Genomic DNA, 15,268 nt, shown 5'->3' with positions numbered 1-15,268 from the left:
GTTACTCTCCTTTTAATGCATGTTCGAGCACTTGCTCCATCGTCGCGACCGGAATGAATTCCATTCCTGCGCGGACGCTTTCCGGGATATCATCGATGTCCCGCGTATTATCTTGTGGTAGAAGAACGGTCGTCAAGCCCGCACGATGTGCTGCGAGTGACTTTTCCTTTAGTCCACCGATCGGTAAGACCCGTCCACGTAGTGTGATTTCACCTGTCATCCCGACGTCCCGGCGAACCGGACGCTTCGTCAAGGCGGAAATCAGTGCTGTTGCCAGTGTGATACCAGCAGATGGACCATCTTTTGGTACAGCACCTTCAGGGACGTGGATGTGGATGTCTTGCGTTTCGTAGAAGTTCGGTTCGATGCCAAGGGACGTCGCATTTGCTCGGACGAAGCTGTACGCAGTCTGAGCGGACTCTTGCATGACGTCACCGAGTTTCCCGGTTAACTGCAGTTTCCCTTTACCCGGAGCAAGACTGACTTCGATCGTCAACGTATCGCCCCCAAAAGCAGTATACGCTAAACCAGTCACTGCGCCAATCATATCTTCTAGCTCGCCTTGACCATAACGATAGATCGGTTTACCTAGGAAATCATCTAGATTACGCTTCGTCACCGTCACCCGCTTCTTCTCACCCATCGCGATTTGTTTTGCTGCTTTCCGGCAAAGTGAGCCGAGGACACGTTCAAGATTTCGGACACCGGCTTCTCGTGTATAACGACGAACTACTTCTTCTAGCGCGTCTGCTTTGACCGTCAATTGACTCTTTTTCAGACCGTGTTCAGCAAGTTGCTTCGATAATAGATGACGAACGGCAATTTCCGTCTTCTCTTGTTCCGTATAGCCACCAATCTGAATCAGTTCCATTCGGTCGAGCAAAGGTCCTGGGATGTTCGAGACATCATTTGCTGTCGCAATGAAGAGGACATTTGATAAATCGAACGGTTCTTCGATGTAGTGATCGGAGAAGCTGTTGTTTTGTTCCGGATCAAGAACTTCAAGCATCGCGGACGATGGGTCACCACGGAAGTCATTTGACATCTTATCAATCTCATCCAGTAAGAAGACCGGGTTATTCGTTCCTGCTTGTTTTAAACCGCGGATGATTCGACCTGGCATCGCACCGATATACGTCCGGCGATGTCCACGGATCTCCGCTTCATCGCGCACGCCACCAAGTGAGACGCGGACAAACTTCCGCTCGAGCGCTGTTGCGATGGAGCGAGCAAGCGACGTTTTCCCGACCCCCGGAGGACCAGAAAGACAGAGAATCGGACCCCGTAGCGAATCCGTCAATTGACGAACAGCGAGATACTCAAGAATTCGTTCTTTGACCTTTTCTAGACCGTAATGATCCTTTTCGAGCTGTTCCGAAGCTGCTGAAACGTTCAAGAAATCGTCCGTTGCTTCGTTCCACGGTAACGAGAAGAACCACTCGAGATAGTTGCGGATGACACCATGTTCCGGACTTGTCGCCGGTACGACAGCTAAACGACTGATTTCCTTCTCGACGTTCGCAACCGTCGTTTCCGGTAAATCAAGCATGGACAGTTGCTCCCGGTATTTCGTCGCATCGCTTTCAACGGATGCCGACTCGCCACCGAGTTCTTGTTGAATCGTCTTCAATTGTTCCCGCAAGTAATACTCGCGTTGCGATTGTTCAATCGTCTTCTTCGTCCGTTCACGCATCTCACGTTCGAGTTCGACGACCTCATATTCATGTTTCATGACGTCAAGCAACATCAAGCCCCGTTCGACCGGATCCTGTTGTTCGAGGAACTCCTGTTTCTTCGAGATATCGATCGGTAACTTCGACGTGATATAGTCCGTCAATGAGTCGAGACGTTCATAGGTCTCGAACCGACGACGCTCATCTGTTCCGATGCCTTTGATACGAGAGACGAGTTGACCGAACTGTTCTTTAATTAGACGAACGAGCGCTTCTTGTTTCGCCCCTTTGATGTCCATCTTCTCGATTGGTTCGATGACTGCTTGATATCCTTCGTCCGTCTCCTCAACGTTTTCAATCCGGACTCGTTCCTTCCCGATAACACGAACACGAACTGTATCATTCCCAAGTTCACTCATCTTCGCGATTTGAACAAGTGTACCGACCTGATGCAACCCGTCGACAGACGGCTCTGCTTCTGGATCACGTTGCGTGACGACGACGAGATCGATCTCGTGTTCCTTTGATGCAAGTAAGGCTTTTAAGGATACCGGACGCCCGACATCAATCGTCAATCCGATCAACGGATACGCGACGACACCGCGTAACGGTAAAAGTGGATATTGTTTTTTCTTCATTCGAATTCCTCCTAAACAAAAAGACTCGGAAAGGCGTACAAGTAGCCTCCGAGCCGATTTGTCACGGTGTTACGCCGTTTCTTTTTCTTTCCCATGTTCAATTGTACCATCTTTCAACTCAAGCGTTGGACCGCGCTTACCAGTCAACGTTTCTGCTGTAATGATGACTTTCGCGATGTCTTCACGCGATGGAATTTCGAACATGATATCTAGCATAGTTTCTTCGATGATTGAACGAAGACCACGCGCACCTGTTTTACGTTCGATTGCGAGCTTCGCAATCTCAAGAAGTGCATCTTCCGTGAAGTCGAGTTCGACATCATCAAGTTGAAGCATTTTCTTATATTGTTTCACGAGGGCGTTTTTCGGTTTCGTCAAGATTTGAACGAGTGCCTCTTCATCGAGTGGCTCGAGTGTTGCCATGACTGGCAAACGACCGATGAACTCAGGAATCAAACCAAACTTTTGAAGATCTTCTGGCAATGCGGCTGCTAGAATTTCTTTTTGTGTGAGGTTACGGTTCTCTGAATCGTTTCCGAAGCCGATGACTTTTTTACCGAGACGACGTTTGATCGACTGATCGATACCATCGAATGCTCCACCAACGATGAACAAGATGTTCGTCGTATCGATTTGGATGAATTCTTGATGCGGATGTTTGCGTCCACCTTGTGGCGGTACACTTGCAACAGTTCCTTCCAAAATCTTCAGCAAGGCTTGTTGAACACCCTCACCAGAAACATCACGTGTAATTGACGGATTTTCTGATTTACGAGCGATCTTATCGATCTCATCAATGTAGATGATTCCTTTTTCAGCCTTCTCGACATCGTAATCCGCTGCTTGGATGAGTTTCAACAGGATGTTCTCGACGTCTTCACCGACATAACCGGCTTCCGTCAAACTTGTTGCATCTGCAATCGCAAACGGTACGTTTAAGATACGTGCCATCGTTTGGGCAAGAAGTGTCTTACCGCTACCTGTTGGACCGATCATGACGATGTTTGATTTTGAGAGCTCGACATCATCTGCGCGACCACCAGCATTGATTCGTTTGTAGTGATTATACATCGCTACAGATAACGATTTTTTCGCTTTTTCTTGACCGATGACATAATCGTCAAGTGTTGTACGAATTTCATGCGGTTTTGGAACATTCTTCAGCTCGACTTCTTCTTCTGTACCGAGTTCTTCCTCTACGATTTCATTGCAGAGTTCGATACACTCGTCGCAAATGTAAACGCCAGGTCCAGCAACAAGTTTGCGTACTTGTTCTTGTGTCTTTCCACAGAAAGAACATTTTAGCTGACCTTTTTCTTCGTTGAATTTAAACATAAAGGTCCACCCCTTTAACGTGGAAATTGTATGGACGCCTGTAGCATCCCGTCTCACGTTTTACTATTTATGATTGTAGCATGAACAAGGAAAGTCTTTCAAATCCTGGACGAACGATTTACAGTTTGATGTCCTGAACCAAGGATTGTTTGTCCTTGTTTGACCTATCGTACAAAAAAATCGACTCCAAGACCAGAAATTGGGCTTGAAGTCGATCGAAAACCATGAAATGGCTTATTTTGCTTTTGCGTTGTCGACGAGAACATCGATAGCTTTACGGAATTGAAGGTCGCCTTTAAGCGTTTCAAGACCACCTTGTGGTGCAAGCATCGTTTCAAGTTGATCTGCAGGGATGTTGTAGAGTTCTGACATTGATTGAAGTTCAGTTTGTGTTTCCTCATCTGTTACTTCGATTTTTTCGTCAGCAACGATTTGCTTAAGGACGAGACGTGCCTTAACGCGCTCTTCCGCTTGCTCTTTCATTTCAGAACGCATTGCCTCTTCTGTCGTTCCAGTCAACTGGAAGTACATGTTGAGGTCGATGCCTTGTGATTGAATACGTTGTGTGAACTCTTGAACCATACGCTCGACTTCGTTTTCGACCATGACTTCTGGAAGATCAACTGTCGCGTTTTTCGTAGCAGCTTCGACTAACTCATCGCGCATTGAAGCATCAGCTTCTTGTTTGCGTGTGTTTTCGAGACGCGTACGGATTTTTGTTTTCAACTCGTCGAGTGAAGAAACTTCTTCATCCATCTCTTTTGCGAACTCATCTGTCAATTCAGGGAGCTCTTGCGCTTTGACTTCATGGATTGTTACTTTGAATGTAACTGGTTTTCCAGCGAGTGATGCTTCGTGGTATTCCTCTGGGAATGTCACTTCAAGATCTTTTTGCTCGCCAGTTTTTAAACCGACCATTTGCTCTTCGAATCCAGGAATGAAGTTTCCAGAACCGATGACGAGTGAGTAGTTCTCAGCAGTTCCGCCGTCGAATTGGTTTTCCCCATCGAAACCTGCGAAGTCGAATACGACTGTATCGCCATTCTCGATGACGCCATCTTCTTTAACGACGAGTTCTGCACCGCGTTCTTGCAACGTTTTGAGTTCAGCGTCGACGTCTTCGTCAGTAACGTTCGTTTCAACTGCTGTGTACTCAAGACCTTTGTACTCACCGAGTGTAGCTTCTGGCTCGATGACGAACGTGATTTTGAATTCGACTGGCTTGCCTTTTTCGAGTGTTTCAACGTCGATGTTTTCAAGCGCGATTGGCTCGATTCCTGATTCGACGACTGCACCTTCGATTGTGTCCTTATAAAGGATATCGAGTGCATCTTGGTACAGTGCTTCTTCACCGTACATTTTGTTGAACATTGCGCGTGGCATTTTTCCTTTACGGAAACCTGGTGTGTTCAAAGTCTTAACGACTTTCTTGAACGCTTGGTCTACCGCTTTATCAAATGCTTCAGCAGGCGCTTCATACGTGAGGACGCCGAGGCTACCTGATTGTTTTTCCCATTTTGCAGTCATGCTGAGTCCCTCCAAAATTGTCAATTAGCGTACATGTGTGTACAACAAGTCACATTATAGCACAATCGTTCTGACGATTACCACTGTTGAACGAATCGTTTCCAGATGTCTCAATCGAAGTAAATCTGCTCGAATGCGATGACTTCCGGATAGAGGATATGCACCCCCTGATATAATCGCTTCGCTAGCGGACTCAAGTCACGTTCCGGCTCTTCTTTTTCAAACGACAGACCGGCTAGTTCTTCGCATGCGAGAAGCCACTTCTCCATATTCGACCCGATTGCTTCTCGTTCTTCAAGATGAATCAACTGGTCCGAACGTAAGACGAGCAAGGCTCGAAAAGGATCCATTTTTTCTAATGTATGCATCGATGCGAGTAACGCTTGTTGTTCCTGTTGATGCGCAATCAGCACTTCTTCTAAATCTTGACGCGTCGAGATCGTCCAGTGTACATCTAAATGTGGCACATAAATGTCTGCTGGATAGGACAGATGCTCAATCACACTTCCTAATAACTGATCGATGACGAGTAGGCTTTGATGTTCTGTATCCTGAGCACGAAGATACTTGTTTGTGATGTAGTCAAAGAGCTCAGGTGTCCGTTCGAATTCAGCACCAGCCAAATGGCGCATTTGTTCGACCCAGCTTCCATGTTGCAACACATGCATCAACGCCGTTCCGGAAGTTACAGTACTCTGAGTAACATTGTTTTTTTGAACCGGTGTCGTCTTTTGTTCTCGCACCGTCATCCGCTGTTTGATCTCGTCTAACCGAAGCGCAAGTCCATACGGCAGATACGGTGACGCCGAGCGTAGAGCGAGCTTCATTGGATACCGTTCTCCGAGTTCATAAAGAAAGAGTGCGAGCACTTGCTCCACACCCTCGACTTCAAGAAAACGTTCTGCTACAGTTTCGTATCGTTCACGGTCATGCAGTAATAGCGGTTGAATGACATAGAGTCGGTATAATACGTCTTCTCCTGTCAATTGGTCAGTCTCTAATTCCTTGACCAGCCGTTCCTGTTCAGATGCGGGCAAACGGAGGATGCGCACTCGTTCCGCTTCTAATTCGTGTTCCATCCAGCGGGATGTCCCCATTTTCCGACACTCCTTTTAATTCACTGTTCAGTTTGTGAATGGATCAAGCAATGATGTCCAGTTCGTGATCGCCTCTTGTAATTTCCCTGCTTGTTCGATGCCAAGACGATTTAATGTATCGAGAGAGACGTCTGTTTCAAGAAGTCGCGTGATATCTTCTGATTGATTCACGAACTGCTCGAGCTTTGCACTTAAATTTTGTAACTCTTGCGGTGGATTTTCAAGTCCCGCCAATCGTTGGTCGATTTGGTCCAGCTCTTGATTGAACTGATCAATCGTTCCGTTTTCCTTTAACTTTTCGACTTGTTGGTCGAGCGCTTGCTCCGGATTCGTGGATTCGCGTGCTTTCGCAGCCGCTTCATTCAAAGAAGAAGATAAGTCGGACGTGACTTGTGCCGTATCTTTCGCAATCCCTTGAAGTTCTCCAGCATAATCGACACTATTTTTCACATCGTTGACCTGTTGTTTTGCATCATCAACTGTATTTGAAATCTCACTACACCCTACAAGAAACGTACTGAGTAACAGGACTGTACCAACTTTCTTCCACATCGCTTTCATCCCTTTCGAGTTCATGATACCTTAATTATAAACGAAAATTGAAATAAAAAAAAGAGACCGCCCTCGTAAGGGCAGTCTCTATTTTAATTATAGCGTCCCAAGAGGGATTCGAACCCCCGACCGACGGCTTAGAAGGCCGTTGCTCTATCCTGCTGAGCTATTGGGACGTGTCAACACGAATAAACTATACTAGAACAATTCTTTCGTGTCAATCACATTACAAAGATTGCATTTATTTTATTACAAAAATGTTCCGTCGAGGTGAAGTGCATTGACGCGATCCCCGTTCATGTCAAGAAAATCGACAGAATAGCGGTCTTGTTCTACTTCAAGAATCGCATACGTCTTGTCTGGGCGATGGCGTGGCATCCGAATCGATCCTGGATTGATGAATAACACACCATCCCGATACTCCGCCTTCGCAACATGAGAATGACCATACAAAACGATATCAGCTTGCTTTTCGTTCGCATGATGTTGCAAGACATCTAGGCTATATTTGACGTCCTGACGATGTCCGTGGACACAGAGGACCTTATGCTCGTCTATTTCCAACGTGACTTCTTCCGGGAAATCGTGTCCATAATCACAGTTCCCCCGTACAACACGATATGGATATAACGATTCAATGTCGCGCGTCAATTGAGAGTCTCCACAATGAAAAGCCAAATCCACGTCCTGATGCCGTTCGAATATCGTAAGCAGTTCTTGTTCTAGTCCATGGCTATCACTAACGATCAACGCTCTCATTTTCATCACACTCCTAGGAAAGTAGTTAAGTCCTGTTCGAGCTTGCGCAATGCATTGCCACGATGACTGATCATCGCTTTTTCTTCTTTCGTCAACTCAGCAGCCGTTTGTCCACTTGCCGTGACGAACAATGGGTCATAACCGAAACCGTTCGATCCCGTTGCTTCAAAACCGATTCGCCCTTCCATTGTTCCGCGTACCGTCAATGTTTCGCCTGTTGGTTTTGCTAGCGCGAGTACACAAACGAAGCGTGCCGTCCGCTCCTCTTCCGGAACACCTTCTAACTTTTCAAGTAGTAGAGCGTTGTTCGCTGCATCCGACTTTTCAAGACCCGCGAAGCGTGCCGAGTAGACACCTGGAGCGCCATCTAAAGCATCGACTTCAAGACCTGAATCGTCAGCAAGTACTGCGTGACCAAAGTAGGCTGCTGCTTCTGTTGCTTTTAAGAGTGCATTCTCTTCGAATGTTTCACCTGTCTCATCCGTTTCTTTAGCATCCGCATGATCGAGTAACGACTCGACTGTATAGCCGAGACGCCCAAGCATGCTTTCGAGTTCCTTCACTTTACCAGCGTTATGTGTTGCGACGATGACTTTCATTTATGTTCCCCCACTTCTTCTCCTACATACCACCACGAAACACCGAGTGCCTCGCGACCGGCTTCAATCAGTTCCTTAATACCTTTTTCCCCAAGTTCGAGCATTTCGAGCATCTCTTGACGGGAAAAGGTCGACTCTTCTCCTGTTGCTTGCATCTCGACGATTTTACCGGATGAGGTCATGACGAGATTGAAGTCGACTTCAGCTGCAGCATCTTCTTCGTAGCATAAATCAAGTAAGGCATTCGATTCGACGATTCCAACTGAGATGGCGGCGATGCCCTCTTTGATTGGTGTATCGGTCAGTTTTCCCGCTTGAATCAGTTGATCGATAGCTCGAACGAGTGCTAAAAATCCACCGGTGATCGATGCTGTTCGTGTTCCGCCATCAGCTTGAATGACGTCACAATCGATCCAGATCGTCCGTTCACCAAGTTTTTCTAGATCGACGACCGCCCGAAGCGATCGGCTAATGAGACGTTGGATTTCCATCGTCCGTCCCGTCTGTTTGCCGCGAACGGCTTCTCGTGCAGTCCGCTGAGCGGTTGCCCGCGGTAACATCGAATATTCCGCATTGATCCAGCCTTGGCGTTTTCCACGCAGAAATGGTGGTACCCTTTCCTCGACGGTCGCCGTGCAGAGGACTTTCGTATCACCCAGTTCAATCAAAATCGAACCTTCCGCGTGTTTATTGATGTCAACCGATAACTGTACTGGACGGAGATCGTCCGCCGTTCGTTGGTCTGTCCGCATTTAATCTTCCTCCGTTCCAAGGACGATGCGCTCCGCATGAATGGGCTGATCGAGCCAGTCCGTTGCAATTTGGTCGAATGAGCGGATATCGCCTGTCGCGTAATAACGATGTTCTGGTGTTTGTGTCACATCTGCTGAAATCGTGTTGTAGTCAAGTAGTGCTGCTACTTCGAGTGCGGTTTCATCCCCTGAAGAGATGAGTTGAACGCCTGGTCCGATGACCCGTCCAATGACATCTGCTAAGAGCGGATAATGGGTGCACCCGAGTATTAGTGTATCCATATCGTAATTCATCAAAGGTCGTAGCGTATTCGCAACGACACGTTCGACGTATGCGCCATCCGTCTGCATCGATTCGACGAGCGGAACGAATGGCGGGCACGCTAACGATTCAACGACGACTTGTCCTTCGACATGTCGTAACGCCTTCTCGTAGGAATTACTTGTAATCGTCATCTTCGTTCCGATGACACCGATTCGTTTCGTACGTGTCACCTTGACTGCTGCACGGGCACCCGGATCGATGACACCGATGACAGGTATATTTAAACGTTCTCGCGCTTCTTTTAAGACGACAGCCGTAGCTGTATTACAGGCGATCACGATCAATTTCACATCTTGTTGTACGAGATAATCAATCATCTCCCACGTAAACTCACGAATCTCTTCTTCTGGACGCGGACCATACGGACAACGTAGTGTATCCCCGACATAGATGATTCGCTCATGGGGCAACTGTCGCATCAATTCACGTGCGACCGTCAATCCACCGACTCCGGAATCCAGTACTCCAATCGCTCGATTCACTCTTCTCCACCTCTTTCTCTCAATCTTATGGTAACAAAAAAGGACGACGGTGCAAGACCGGCGTCCGAGAATGTACGATTACAGGATTACTGAGCAAGACCTTCGCTAGTCAGCATATCTGAAAGAGTCGTGATTGCTTCAGAAGCATCGTCACCGTTTGCAACGATTTTGATATCTGAATCTTTCGCGATTCCGAGTGAAAGAACACCCATGATTGACTTCAAGTTGACAGTCTTTCCGTTGTATTCCAAGTTGATGTCTGATTGGAATTTAGATGCTGTGTTGACGAGCTGAGTAGCGGGACGAGCGTGAATGCCTGAATCCGCGATGACTTTGAATGTTTTTTCCATGATTAAGAAATCTCCCTTCACTAATAACGTACTAGTGAGTCGTTTTCGAATATGTGAACTCATTATCAAATGATAACGGATTCGAATCGATTCTGCAAGGAATTTTTATATGTCTCACTCCATGGGAATGCTTTCCCGGCACGATTGATTTGTACCATCGATGTCCGTCCTGTGAACATCAGTTCACCCTGCTCATCAAATGCCGCATAATGGACGTCACACGATGCACTTCCGACATGTACTGGGTACGCATAGACGGCGAGACGTGTCCGTGGATACACTTGGCGAATGTAATTACACTGGGCATCCGCAACGACGATGATCCCGTCTTCTGCAAGCGAGTATCCGGTCTCCTCTAACATCAATGTCCGAACGTCCTCGAAATAGACGAACGGTACCCGGTTATTCATATGACCATAGGCATCCGTCTCTGCAAAACGAACAGCGACGTCGAGTCGTGTTCCATGTTTCATTTGTTCAAGCCATGATTCGAGTTCTGGAATATAAGCTGGTACGCGCACAATCGGTTCCTCCTGTCTGAATGAAAAAAGAAGGAGCAAGCTCCTTCTTTAATAACTTATGAACTAACTGCTTCACCTGTCCGTCCTTCGTCACTACCGAAGAACTTCTTGAATGAGTGAAGTGTCGTCTGACGGTTCATCGCTGCGATCGAAGTCGTCAGCGGAATGCCTTTCGGACAAACCTCGACACAGTTTTGAGCATTACCACACTGCATGATCCCGCCATCTTCCATCAACGCTTCAAGACGTTCTTCCTTATGGAAGGCACCTGTTGGATGCGAGTTGAATAGACGAACTTGCGAGATCGATGCTGGTCCGATGAACGTCGAACGATCGTTGACGTTCGGACATGCTTCGAGACACACGCCACATGTCATACATTTCGATAACTCATACGCCCATTGACGTTTGTTCTCTGGCATCCGTGGTCCTGGACCTAAGTCGTACGTTCCATCGATCGGAACCCATGCTTTAACCTTTTTCAACGCATCAAACATGCGCTGACGGTCGACTTGAAGGTCACGAACGATTGGGAATGTCTGCATCGGTTGAAGGCGGATCGGTTGTTCGAGTTTATCGACGAGTGCCGTACACGATTGACGTGGTGTACCGTTGATAACCATGGAACAAGCGCCACATACTTCTTCTAGACAACCCATATCCCAGTTGATCGGTGTCGTTTTTTCACCGGCTGCATTCACAGGATTACGACGAATCTCCATTAAAGCAGAGATGACGTTCATGTTCGGACGGTACGGAATTTCAAACGCTTCATCATACGGTTTACCATCAGGTCCATCTTGACGTTGAACGATGAATTGAACCGATTTTTGCGTAGTAGATGATTCGAGTGGTGTCGCCATTATGCTTTCACCTCTTTCTTCGACTTCTTACTGTAGTCGCGTTTCCGCGGTGGAATCAACGACGTGTCGACATCTTCATAGAAGATTTCTGGATGACCATTCGTATAACGAGCCATCGTCGTCTTCAAGAACTGTTCATCATTACGTTCCGGGAAGTCCGGTTTGTAGTGCGCCCCGCGACTCTCGTCACGTTTTAAGGCACCGAGCGTAATTGCTTCGGCTAGGTCGAGCATGTGATCGAGCTGACGGATGAACGACGCTCCTTGGTTACTCCAACGCGCTGTGTCCGTTGCCGAAATGCGCGTGAACCGATCACGAAGTTCCTTGATTTTCGTGAGTGTCTCTTCGAGCTTATCGTTATAACGGACGACCGTGACATTATCCGTCATGATTTCTCCAAGTTCACGGTGGATCTGATACGCGTTTTCTGTACCTTCCATCGATAAGATATCGTTAAAACGATTGATTTCTTCGATCTTATGCGCTTCGACGACGTCTTCGCTCATCTCATGAACCGATGTCTCAAGTTCATTCATATACGCGATCGCTGACGGTCCGGCGACCATTCCGCCATATACCGCAGAAAGAAGTGAATTCGCTCCGAGACGGTTTCCTCCGTGCATCGAATAATCACATTCGCCTGCTGCAAATAGTCCAGGAATATTCGTCATCTGATCATAGTCGACCCATAGTCCACCCATTGAATAGTGAACAGCCGGGAAAATTTTCATCGGTACTTTTCGTGGATCATCACCGACGAACTTTTCGTAGATTTCAAGGATTCCACCGAGTTTGACGTCGAGTTCTTTTGCGTCTTTATGTGATAGATCAAGATAAACCATGTTCTCCCCGTTGACGCCGAGTTTTTGATTGACACAGACGTCAAAAATCTCGCGTGTCGCGATATCTCGTGGGACAAGGTTTCCGTATGCCGGATATTTCTCTTCAAGGAAGTACCAAGGTTTACCGTCTTTATACGTCCAGACGCGACCGCCCTCACCACGTGCTGATTCACTCATGAGACGTAATTTATCATCCCCAGGAATCGCTGTCGGGTGAATCTGGATGAACTCACCGTTCGCATAGATCGCACCTTGACGATAGACAGCTGCTGCCGCTTGTCCTGTGTTGATAACCGAGTTCGTCGATTTTCCGAAGATGACCCCAGGACCACCTGTCGCGAGGATGACAGAATCCGCGGCAAATGCCTCGATTTCCATCGTCCGGAGGTTTTGACAAACCGCTCCACGACAGATGCCATTGTCATCGATGATGGCACGAAGGAATTCCCATCCTTCATATTTTTCTACCAAACCTTGCGCTTCGAACTTACGAACCTGTTCATCTAATGCGTACAATAACTGTTGCCCCGTCGTCGCTCCAGCGTATGCCGTCCGGTGATGCAACGTTCCTCCGAAGCGTCGGAAGTCGAGTAACCCTTCCGGTGTCCGGTTGAACATGACACCCATGCGGTCGAACATATGGATGATCTTCGGTGCTGCTTCCGCCATTTTTTGAACAGGTGGTTGATTTGCGAGGAAGTCTCCACCGTATACCGTGTCATCGAAATGCTGATATGGTGAATCCCCTTCCCCTTTCGTATTGACTGCTCCGTTGATGCCACCTTGTGCACAAACAGAGTGTGAGCGTTTGACGGGTACGAGTGAGAATAACTTAACTGGTACGCCTTGCTCTGCTGCTTTTATCGTAGCCATCAGACCGGCAAGCCCTCCGCCGATGATGACAAGATTCTTGTTCGCCATGTTGTCAGTTCCCCTTTCCTTACAACACGCCTGCAAACGTTAAGATCGAGCGTACGCCTACAAACGATAAACCGATGAATACGAGTGCTGCCACGTAAGACATCGCCCGTTGAGATGCTGGTGACTGCGTGATTCCCCAAGTAATACAGAACGTCCATAGTCCGTTCGCGAGGTGGAATGTCGTTGCCAAGATCCCGACGATATAGAACGCTAACATGAATCCGTTATCGACGATGTTCTGCATCATGCTCGCATCAACTTCTGTTCCCATCGCAGCGGCAATCCGAGTCTCCCAAACGTGCCATGTGATGAACACGACGAGGAACACTCCGCTAAACCGTTGCAAGACATACATCCAGTTCCGGAAATATGTATATCGTCCTGTGTTCGCAGAACCCGTGAATGCGATGTAAACACCGTAGACACCATGCAAGATGATTGGAATGAAGATGACAAAGATCTCTAAGAACAATCGATACGGAACGCTCCCCACAAATTCCGCGGCCTTATTGAAGTCTTCCTCACCACGTACGATGAAGTAGTTCGTCGTTAAGTGCGAAAGTAAAAATAACCCGATTGGAATGACGCCGAGCAGTGAGTGTATTTTACGACTCACGAAATCACGATGATTCGCCATCCAAATCCCCCCTTTTGTTTGCCAATCAACCGTTGGCGCATTTTGGTAGAAAAGCGCTTTCATAAGGAAATTCGTCTTTTCATCACTTATTCTACTCCTGTCCTTTTTAGAAGACAACCCGAGCCGTTGCATTTAACTGCAAATTTTTTCAGGAAAACAATGACCTGCTAGAATCATCTCGGTATAATGGTTGGCAGATAGGAGTGAATCATGATGGATGTTACACCAAACCAAACACCACTTTTCGGAATCGAACTGATCCGGGATTATGTGTTAACCGATCTTCTAGGATCGGATTATCGGCAAGTCATCTACTGGGCAGGTAAACGTCTCGCGCGTCAATTCCCTGTCGTGGATGAATCTGAATTGGCCTCATTCTTTGAACAAGCCGGTTGGGGAATGCTCGAAATCAAGAAACGTAAAGGAACGGTCATCTCGTTCGTACTGTCTCCTCCTGATACGACGAGAGATGAACGGCCACAAGGCTACTTTCAACTCGAAGCCGGTTTCCTCGCTGAACAGTTTTCTCGTTTTAACGGATGTGTTGCGGAAGGATATGCTGAGACGAGTAAAGAGTTTGTTCAAATCACGGTCCAAATCGATCCAAAAGATCCACTCGAACCAATCGGTCGAACTTTACATAGAATGTGACAGGAATCTTTATTTTCAACATCGAAATAGATTCATGAAACTTTTTGTAGCAAGTGATCGTAAAATCATGCGTACACAAATTGCGAGGAGGAACTTTACATGTTCAAAAAACTAGCAGCAGATTTAACGGGATTCAGTGATATCGGACAAGTCATTCATCCTGATGATTTCGACAAGGCAGCCGCTGACGATTATGTTTTACATGAGGACGGCGAAAAAATCTATTTCTTGATCAAGTCCAAATCTGACGAGTATTGTTTTACGAACTTAGCCTTGATTCACCTTGATGGAGAAAGTGCTGTCAGTTCAAAACGTGTACTCTACCGCTATCCATATGCACATTATCCAATTCGCCACGTCATGTTCGAAACGGCCGGAACAGTCGACCTCGATGTCGAGATCAAGTTCGAGATTGGTGGCAAACATTATTCGATCGACGTTGATAAAAAACAACTGGAGCACGTAAAGGATCTGTATAAGACATTACTTGCCATCGCTGAAAAACAATACGAAGGACAAAAGATGCTCGAGTTCGCGAATAGCTCATTAAATCATTCGGTCACGATTCTCGGTGGTCTTCGCCAAGGCGACATGAATGTTCCGCAAACATTCAAGGAGTTGTCTGAACAATCCTTCGAGTGGCTTCAAGGTCACTACCATCAGTGGAACCAGCGTGATTTCGGTTCGTACTACGAGAAGTACATCAACAACTAATGCCATAAAAAAAGCCGCTCTCTTCACGAG

Annotated in this window: 16 protein-coding genes and 1 tRNA gene; 2 read left to right on the top strand and 15 right to left on the bottom strand. The window is 47.1% G+C overall.

What is annotated here, in order from left to right:
• Position 1: 1 nt before the first annotated feature.
• From lon to BW42_RS01055, 15 genes are all read right to left on the bottom strand, one after another.
• Positions 2-2,311, bottom strand: coding sequence for an endopeptidase La (gene lon, locus BW42_RS01125; RefSeq protein WP_035406409.1), 2,310 nt, complete (start codon positions 2,309-2,311; stop codon positions 2-4).
• A 69-nt stretch (positions 2,312-2,380) separates the two neighbouring features.
• Positions 2,381-3,646, bottom strand: coding sequence for an ATP-dependent protease ATP-binding subunit ClpX (clpX, locus tag BW42_RS01120; RefSeq protein WP_023468977.1), 1,266 nt, complete (start codon positions 3,644-3,646; stop codon positions 2,381-2,383).
• Between the two features lie 234 nt (positions 3,647-3,880).
• Positions 3,881-5,173, bottom strand: a complete 1,293-nt coding sequence (gene tig / locus BW42_RS01115; RefSeq protein ID WP_023468978.1) for a trigger factor — start codon at positions 5,171-5,173, stop codon at positions 3,881-3,883.
• A 110-nt stretch (positions 5,174-5,283) separates the two neighbouring features.
• Positions 5,284-6,270, bottom strand: coding sequence for a hypothetical protein (locus BW42_RS01110; protein WP_035406406.1), 987 nt, complete (start codon positions 6,268-6,270; stop codon positions 5,284-5,286).
• A 27-nt stretch (positions 6,271-6,297) separates the two neighbouring features.
• Positions 6,298-6,822 carry a hypothetical protein gene (locus tag BW42_RS01105; protein WP_231496831.1) on the bottom strand — a complete coding sequence of 175 codons (525 nt, stop codon included), beginning with the start codon at positions 6,820-6,822 and terminating at the stop codon, positions 6,298-6,300.
• A gap of 102 nt (positions 6,823-6,924) precedes the next feature.
• Positions 6,925-6,998 (bottom strand) — tRNA-Arg (locus BW42_RS01100).
• Positions 6,999-7,071: 73 nt separating this feature from the next.
• A complete protein-coding gene (locus BW42_RS01095) occupies positions 7,072-7,581 on the bottom strand; it encodes a metallophosphoesterase family protein (protein ID WP_035406400.1) in 510 nt (169 codons plus the stop codon).
• A gap of 5 nt (positions 7,582-7,586) precedes the next feature.
• Positions 7,587-8,180: an XTP/dITP diphosphatase gene (locus tag BW42_RS01090; protein ID WP_035406397.1), complete on the bottom strand. Its 594-nt coding sequence runs from the start codon at positions 8,178-8,180 to the stop codon at positions 7,587-7,589.
• Positions 8,177-8,932, bottom strand: coding sequence for a ribonuclease PH (rph, locus tag BW42_RS01085; protein WP_035406394.1), 756 nt, complete (start codon positions 8,930-8,932; stop codon positions 8,177-8,179). Before rph ends, BW42_RS01090 begins: the two co-directional genes overlap by 4 nt.
• Entirely contained in the window at positions 8,933-9,739 is an 807-nt protein-coding gene (gene racE, locus BW42_RS01080) for a glutamate racemase (RefSeq protein WP_035406391.1), read from the bottom strand.
• An 86-nt stretch (positions 9,740-9,825) separates the two neighbouring features.
• Positions 9,826-10,089: a phosphocarrier protein HPr gene (locus BW42_RS01075; protein ID WP_012371023.1), complete on the bottom strand. Its 264-nt coding sequence runs from the start codon at positions 10,087-10,089 to the stop codon at positions 9,826-9,828.
• A gap of 65 nt (positions 10,090-10,154) precedes the next feature.
• Positions 10,155-10,610, bottom strand: a complete 456-nt coding sequence (locus tag BW42_RS01070) for a thioesterase family protein (RefSeq protein WP_035406388.1) — start codon at positions 10,608-10,610, stop codon at positions 10,155-10,157.
• Between the two features lie 56 nt (positions 10,611-10,666).
• Entirely contained in the window at positions 10,667-11,473 is an 807-nt protein-coding gene (gene sdhB, locus BW42_RS01065; protein WP_023468986.1) for a succinate dehydrogenase iron-sulfur subunit, read from the bottom strand.
• The gene (sdhA, locus tag BW42_RS01060; RefSeq protein WP_023468987.1) at positions 11,473-13,236 is read right to left on the bottom strand and encodes a succinate dehydrogenase flavoprotein subunit; all 1,764 of its coding nucleotides are present in this window, start codon (positions 13,234-13,236) and stop codon (positions 11,473-11,475) included. The genes sdhB and sdhA overlap by 1 nt, the downstream gene beginning before the upstream one ends.
• A gap of 19 nt (positions 13,237-13,255) precedes the next feature.
• Entirely contained in the window at positions 13,256-13,873 is a 618-nt protein-coding gene (locus tag BW42_RS01055; protein WP_035406385.1) for a succinate dehydrogenase cytochrome b558 subunit, read from the bottom strand.
• A gap of 213 nt (positions 13,874-14,086) precedes the next feature.
• Here BW42_RS01055 and BW42_RS01050 point away from each other — a divergent pair, with 213 nt between their 5' ends.
• Both BW42_RS01050 and BW42_RS01045 read left to right on the top strand, forming a co-directional pair.
• Complete coding sequence (locus tag BW42_RS01050) at positions 14,087-14,524, top strand: YslB family protein (protein WP_035406382.1); 438 nt, start codon at positions 14,087-14,089, stop codon at positions 14,522-14,524.
• Positions 14,525-14,623: 99 nt separating this feature from the next.
• The gene (locus tag BW42_RS01045; protein WP_023468990.1) at positions 14,624-15,238 is read left to right on the top strand and encodes a PH domain-containing protein; all 615 of its coding nucleotides are present in this window, start codon (positions 14,624-14,626) and stop codon (positions 15,236-15,238) included.
• The last annotated feature ends 30 nt before the right edge of the window (positions 15,239-15,268 follow it).

The sequence above is a fragment of the Exiguobacterium sp. RIT341 genome, assembly GCF_000632205.1.
GTDB lineage: Bacteria > Bacillota > Bacilli > Exiguobacteriales > Exiguobacteriaceae > Exiguobacterium_A.
Note: the sequence above shows the minus strand (reverse complement) of the source record. Positions and strands in the feature narration are given on the sequence as shown.

Excerpts from the sequence above, each read along its gene's own strand:
- BW42_RS01075 (WP_012371023.1), bottom strand. The coding sequence starts at position 10,089 with ATGGAAAAAACATTCAAAGTCATCGCGGATTCAGGCATTCACGCTCGT.
- rph (WP_035406394.1), bottom strand. The coding sequence starts at position 8,932 with ATGCGGACAGACCAACGAACGGCGGACGATCTCCGTCCAGTACAGTTA.
- sdhB (WP_023468986.1), bottom strand. The coding sequence starts at position 11,473 with ATGGCGACACCACTCGAATCATCTACTACGCAAAAATCGGTTCAATTC.
- BW42_RS01055 (WP_035406385.1), bottom strand. The coding sequence starts at position 13,873 with ATGGCGAATCATCGTGATTTCGTGAGTCGTAAAATACACTCACTGCTC.
- BW42_RS01050 (WP_035406382.1), top strand. The coding sequence starts at position 14,087 with ATGGATGTTACACCAAACCAAACACCACTTTTCGGAATCGAACTGATC.
- BW42_RS01045 (WP_023468990.1), top strand. The coding sequence starts at position 14,624 with ATGTTCAAAAAACTAGCAGCAGATTTAACGGGATTCAGTGATATCGGA.
- BW42_RS01105 (WP_231496831.1), bottom strand. The coding sequence starts at position 6,822 with ATGTGGAAGAAAGTTGGTACAGTCCTGTTACTCAGTACGTTTCTTGTA.
- BW42_RS01110 (WP_035406406.1), bottom strand. The coding sequence starts at position 6,270 with ATGGGGACATCCCGCTGGATGGAACACGAATTAGAAGCGGAACGAGTG.
- tig (WP_023468978.1), bottom strand. The coding sequence starts at position 5,173 with ATGACTGCAAAATGGGAAAAACAATCAGGTAGCCTCGGCGTCCTCACG.
- sdhA (WP_023468987.1), bottom strand. The coding sequence starts at position 13,236 with ATGGCGAACAAGAATCTTGTCATCATCGGCGGAGGGCTTGCCGGTCTG.
- lon (WP_035406409.1), bottom strand. The coding sequence starts at position 2,311 with ATGAAGAAAAAACAATATCCACTTTTACCGTTACGCGGTGTCGTCGCG.
- clpX (WP_023468977.1), bottom strand. The coding sequence starts at position 3,646 with ATGTTTAAATTCAACGAAGAAAAAGGTCAGCTAAAATGTTCTTTCTGT.
- BW42_RS01090 (WP_035406397.1), bottom strand. The coding sequence starts at position 8,180 with ATGAAAGTCATCGTCGCAACACATAACGCTGGTAAAGTGAAGGAACTC.
- BW42_RS01095 (WP_035406400.1), bottom strand. The coding sequence starts at position 7,581 with ATGAGAGCGTTGATCGTTAGTGATAGCCATGGACTAGAACAAGAACTG.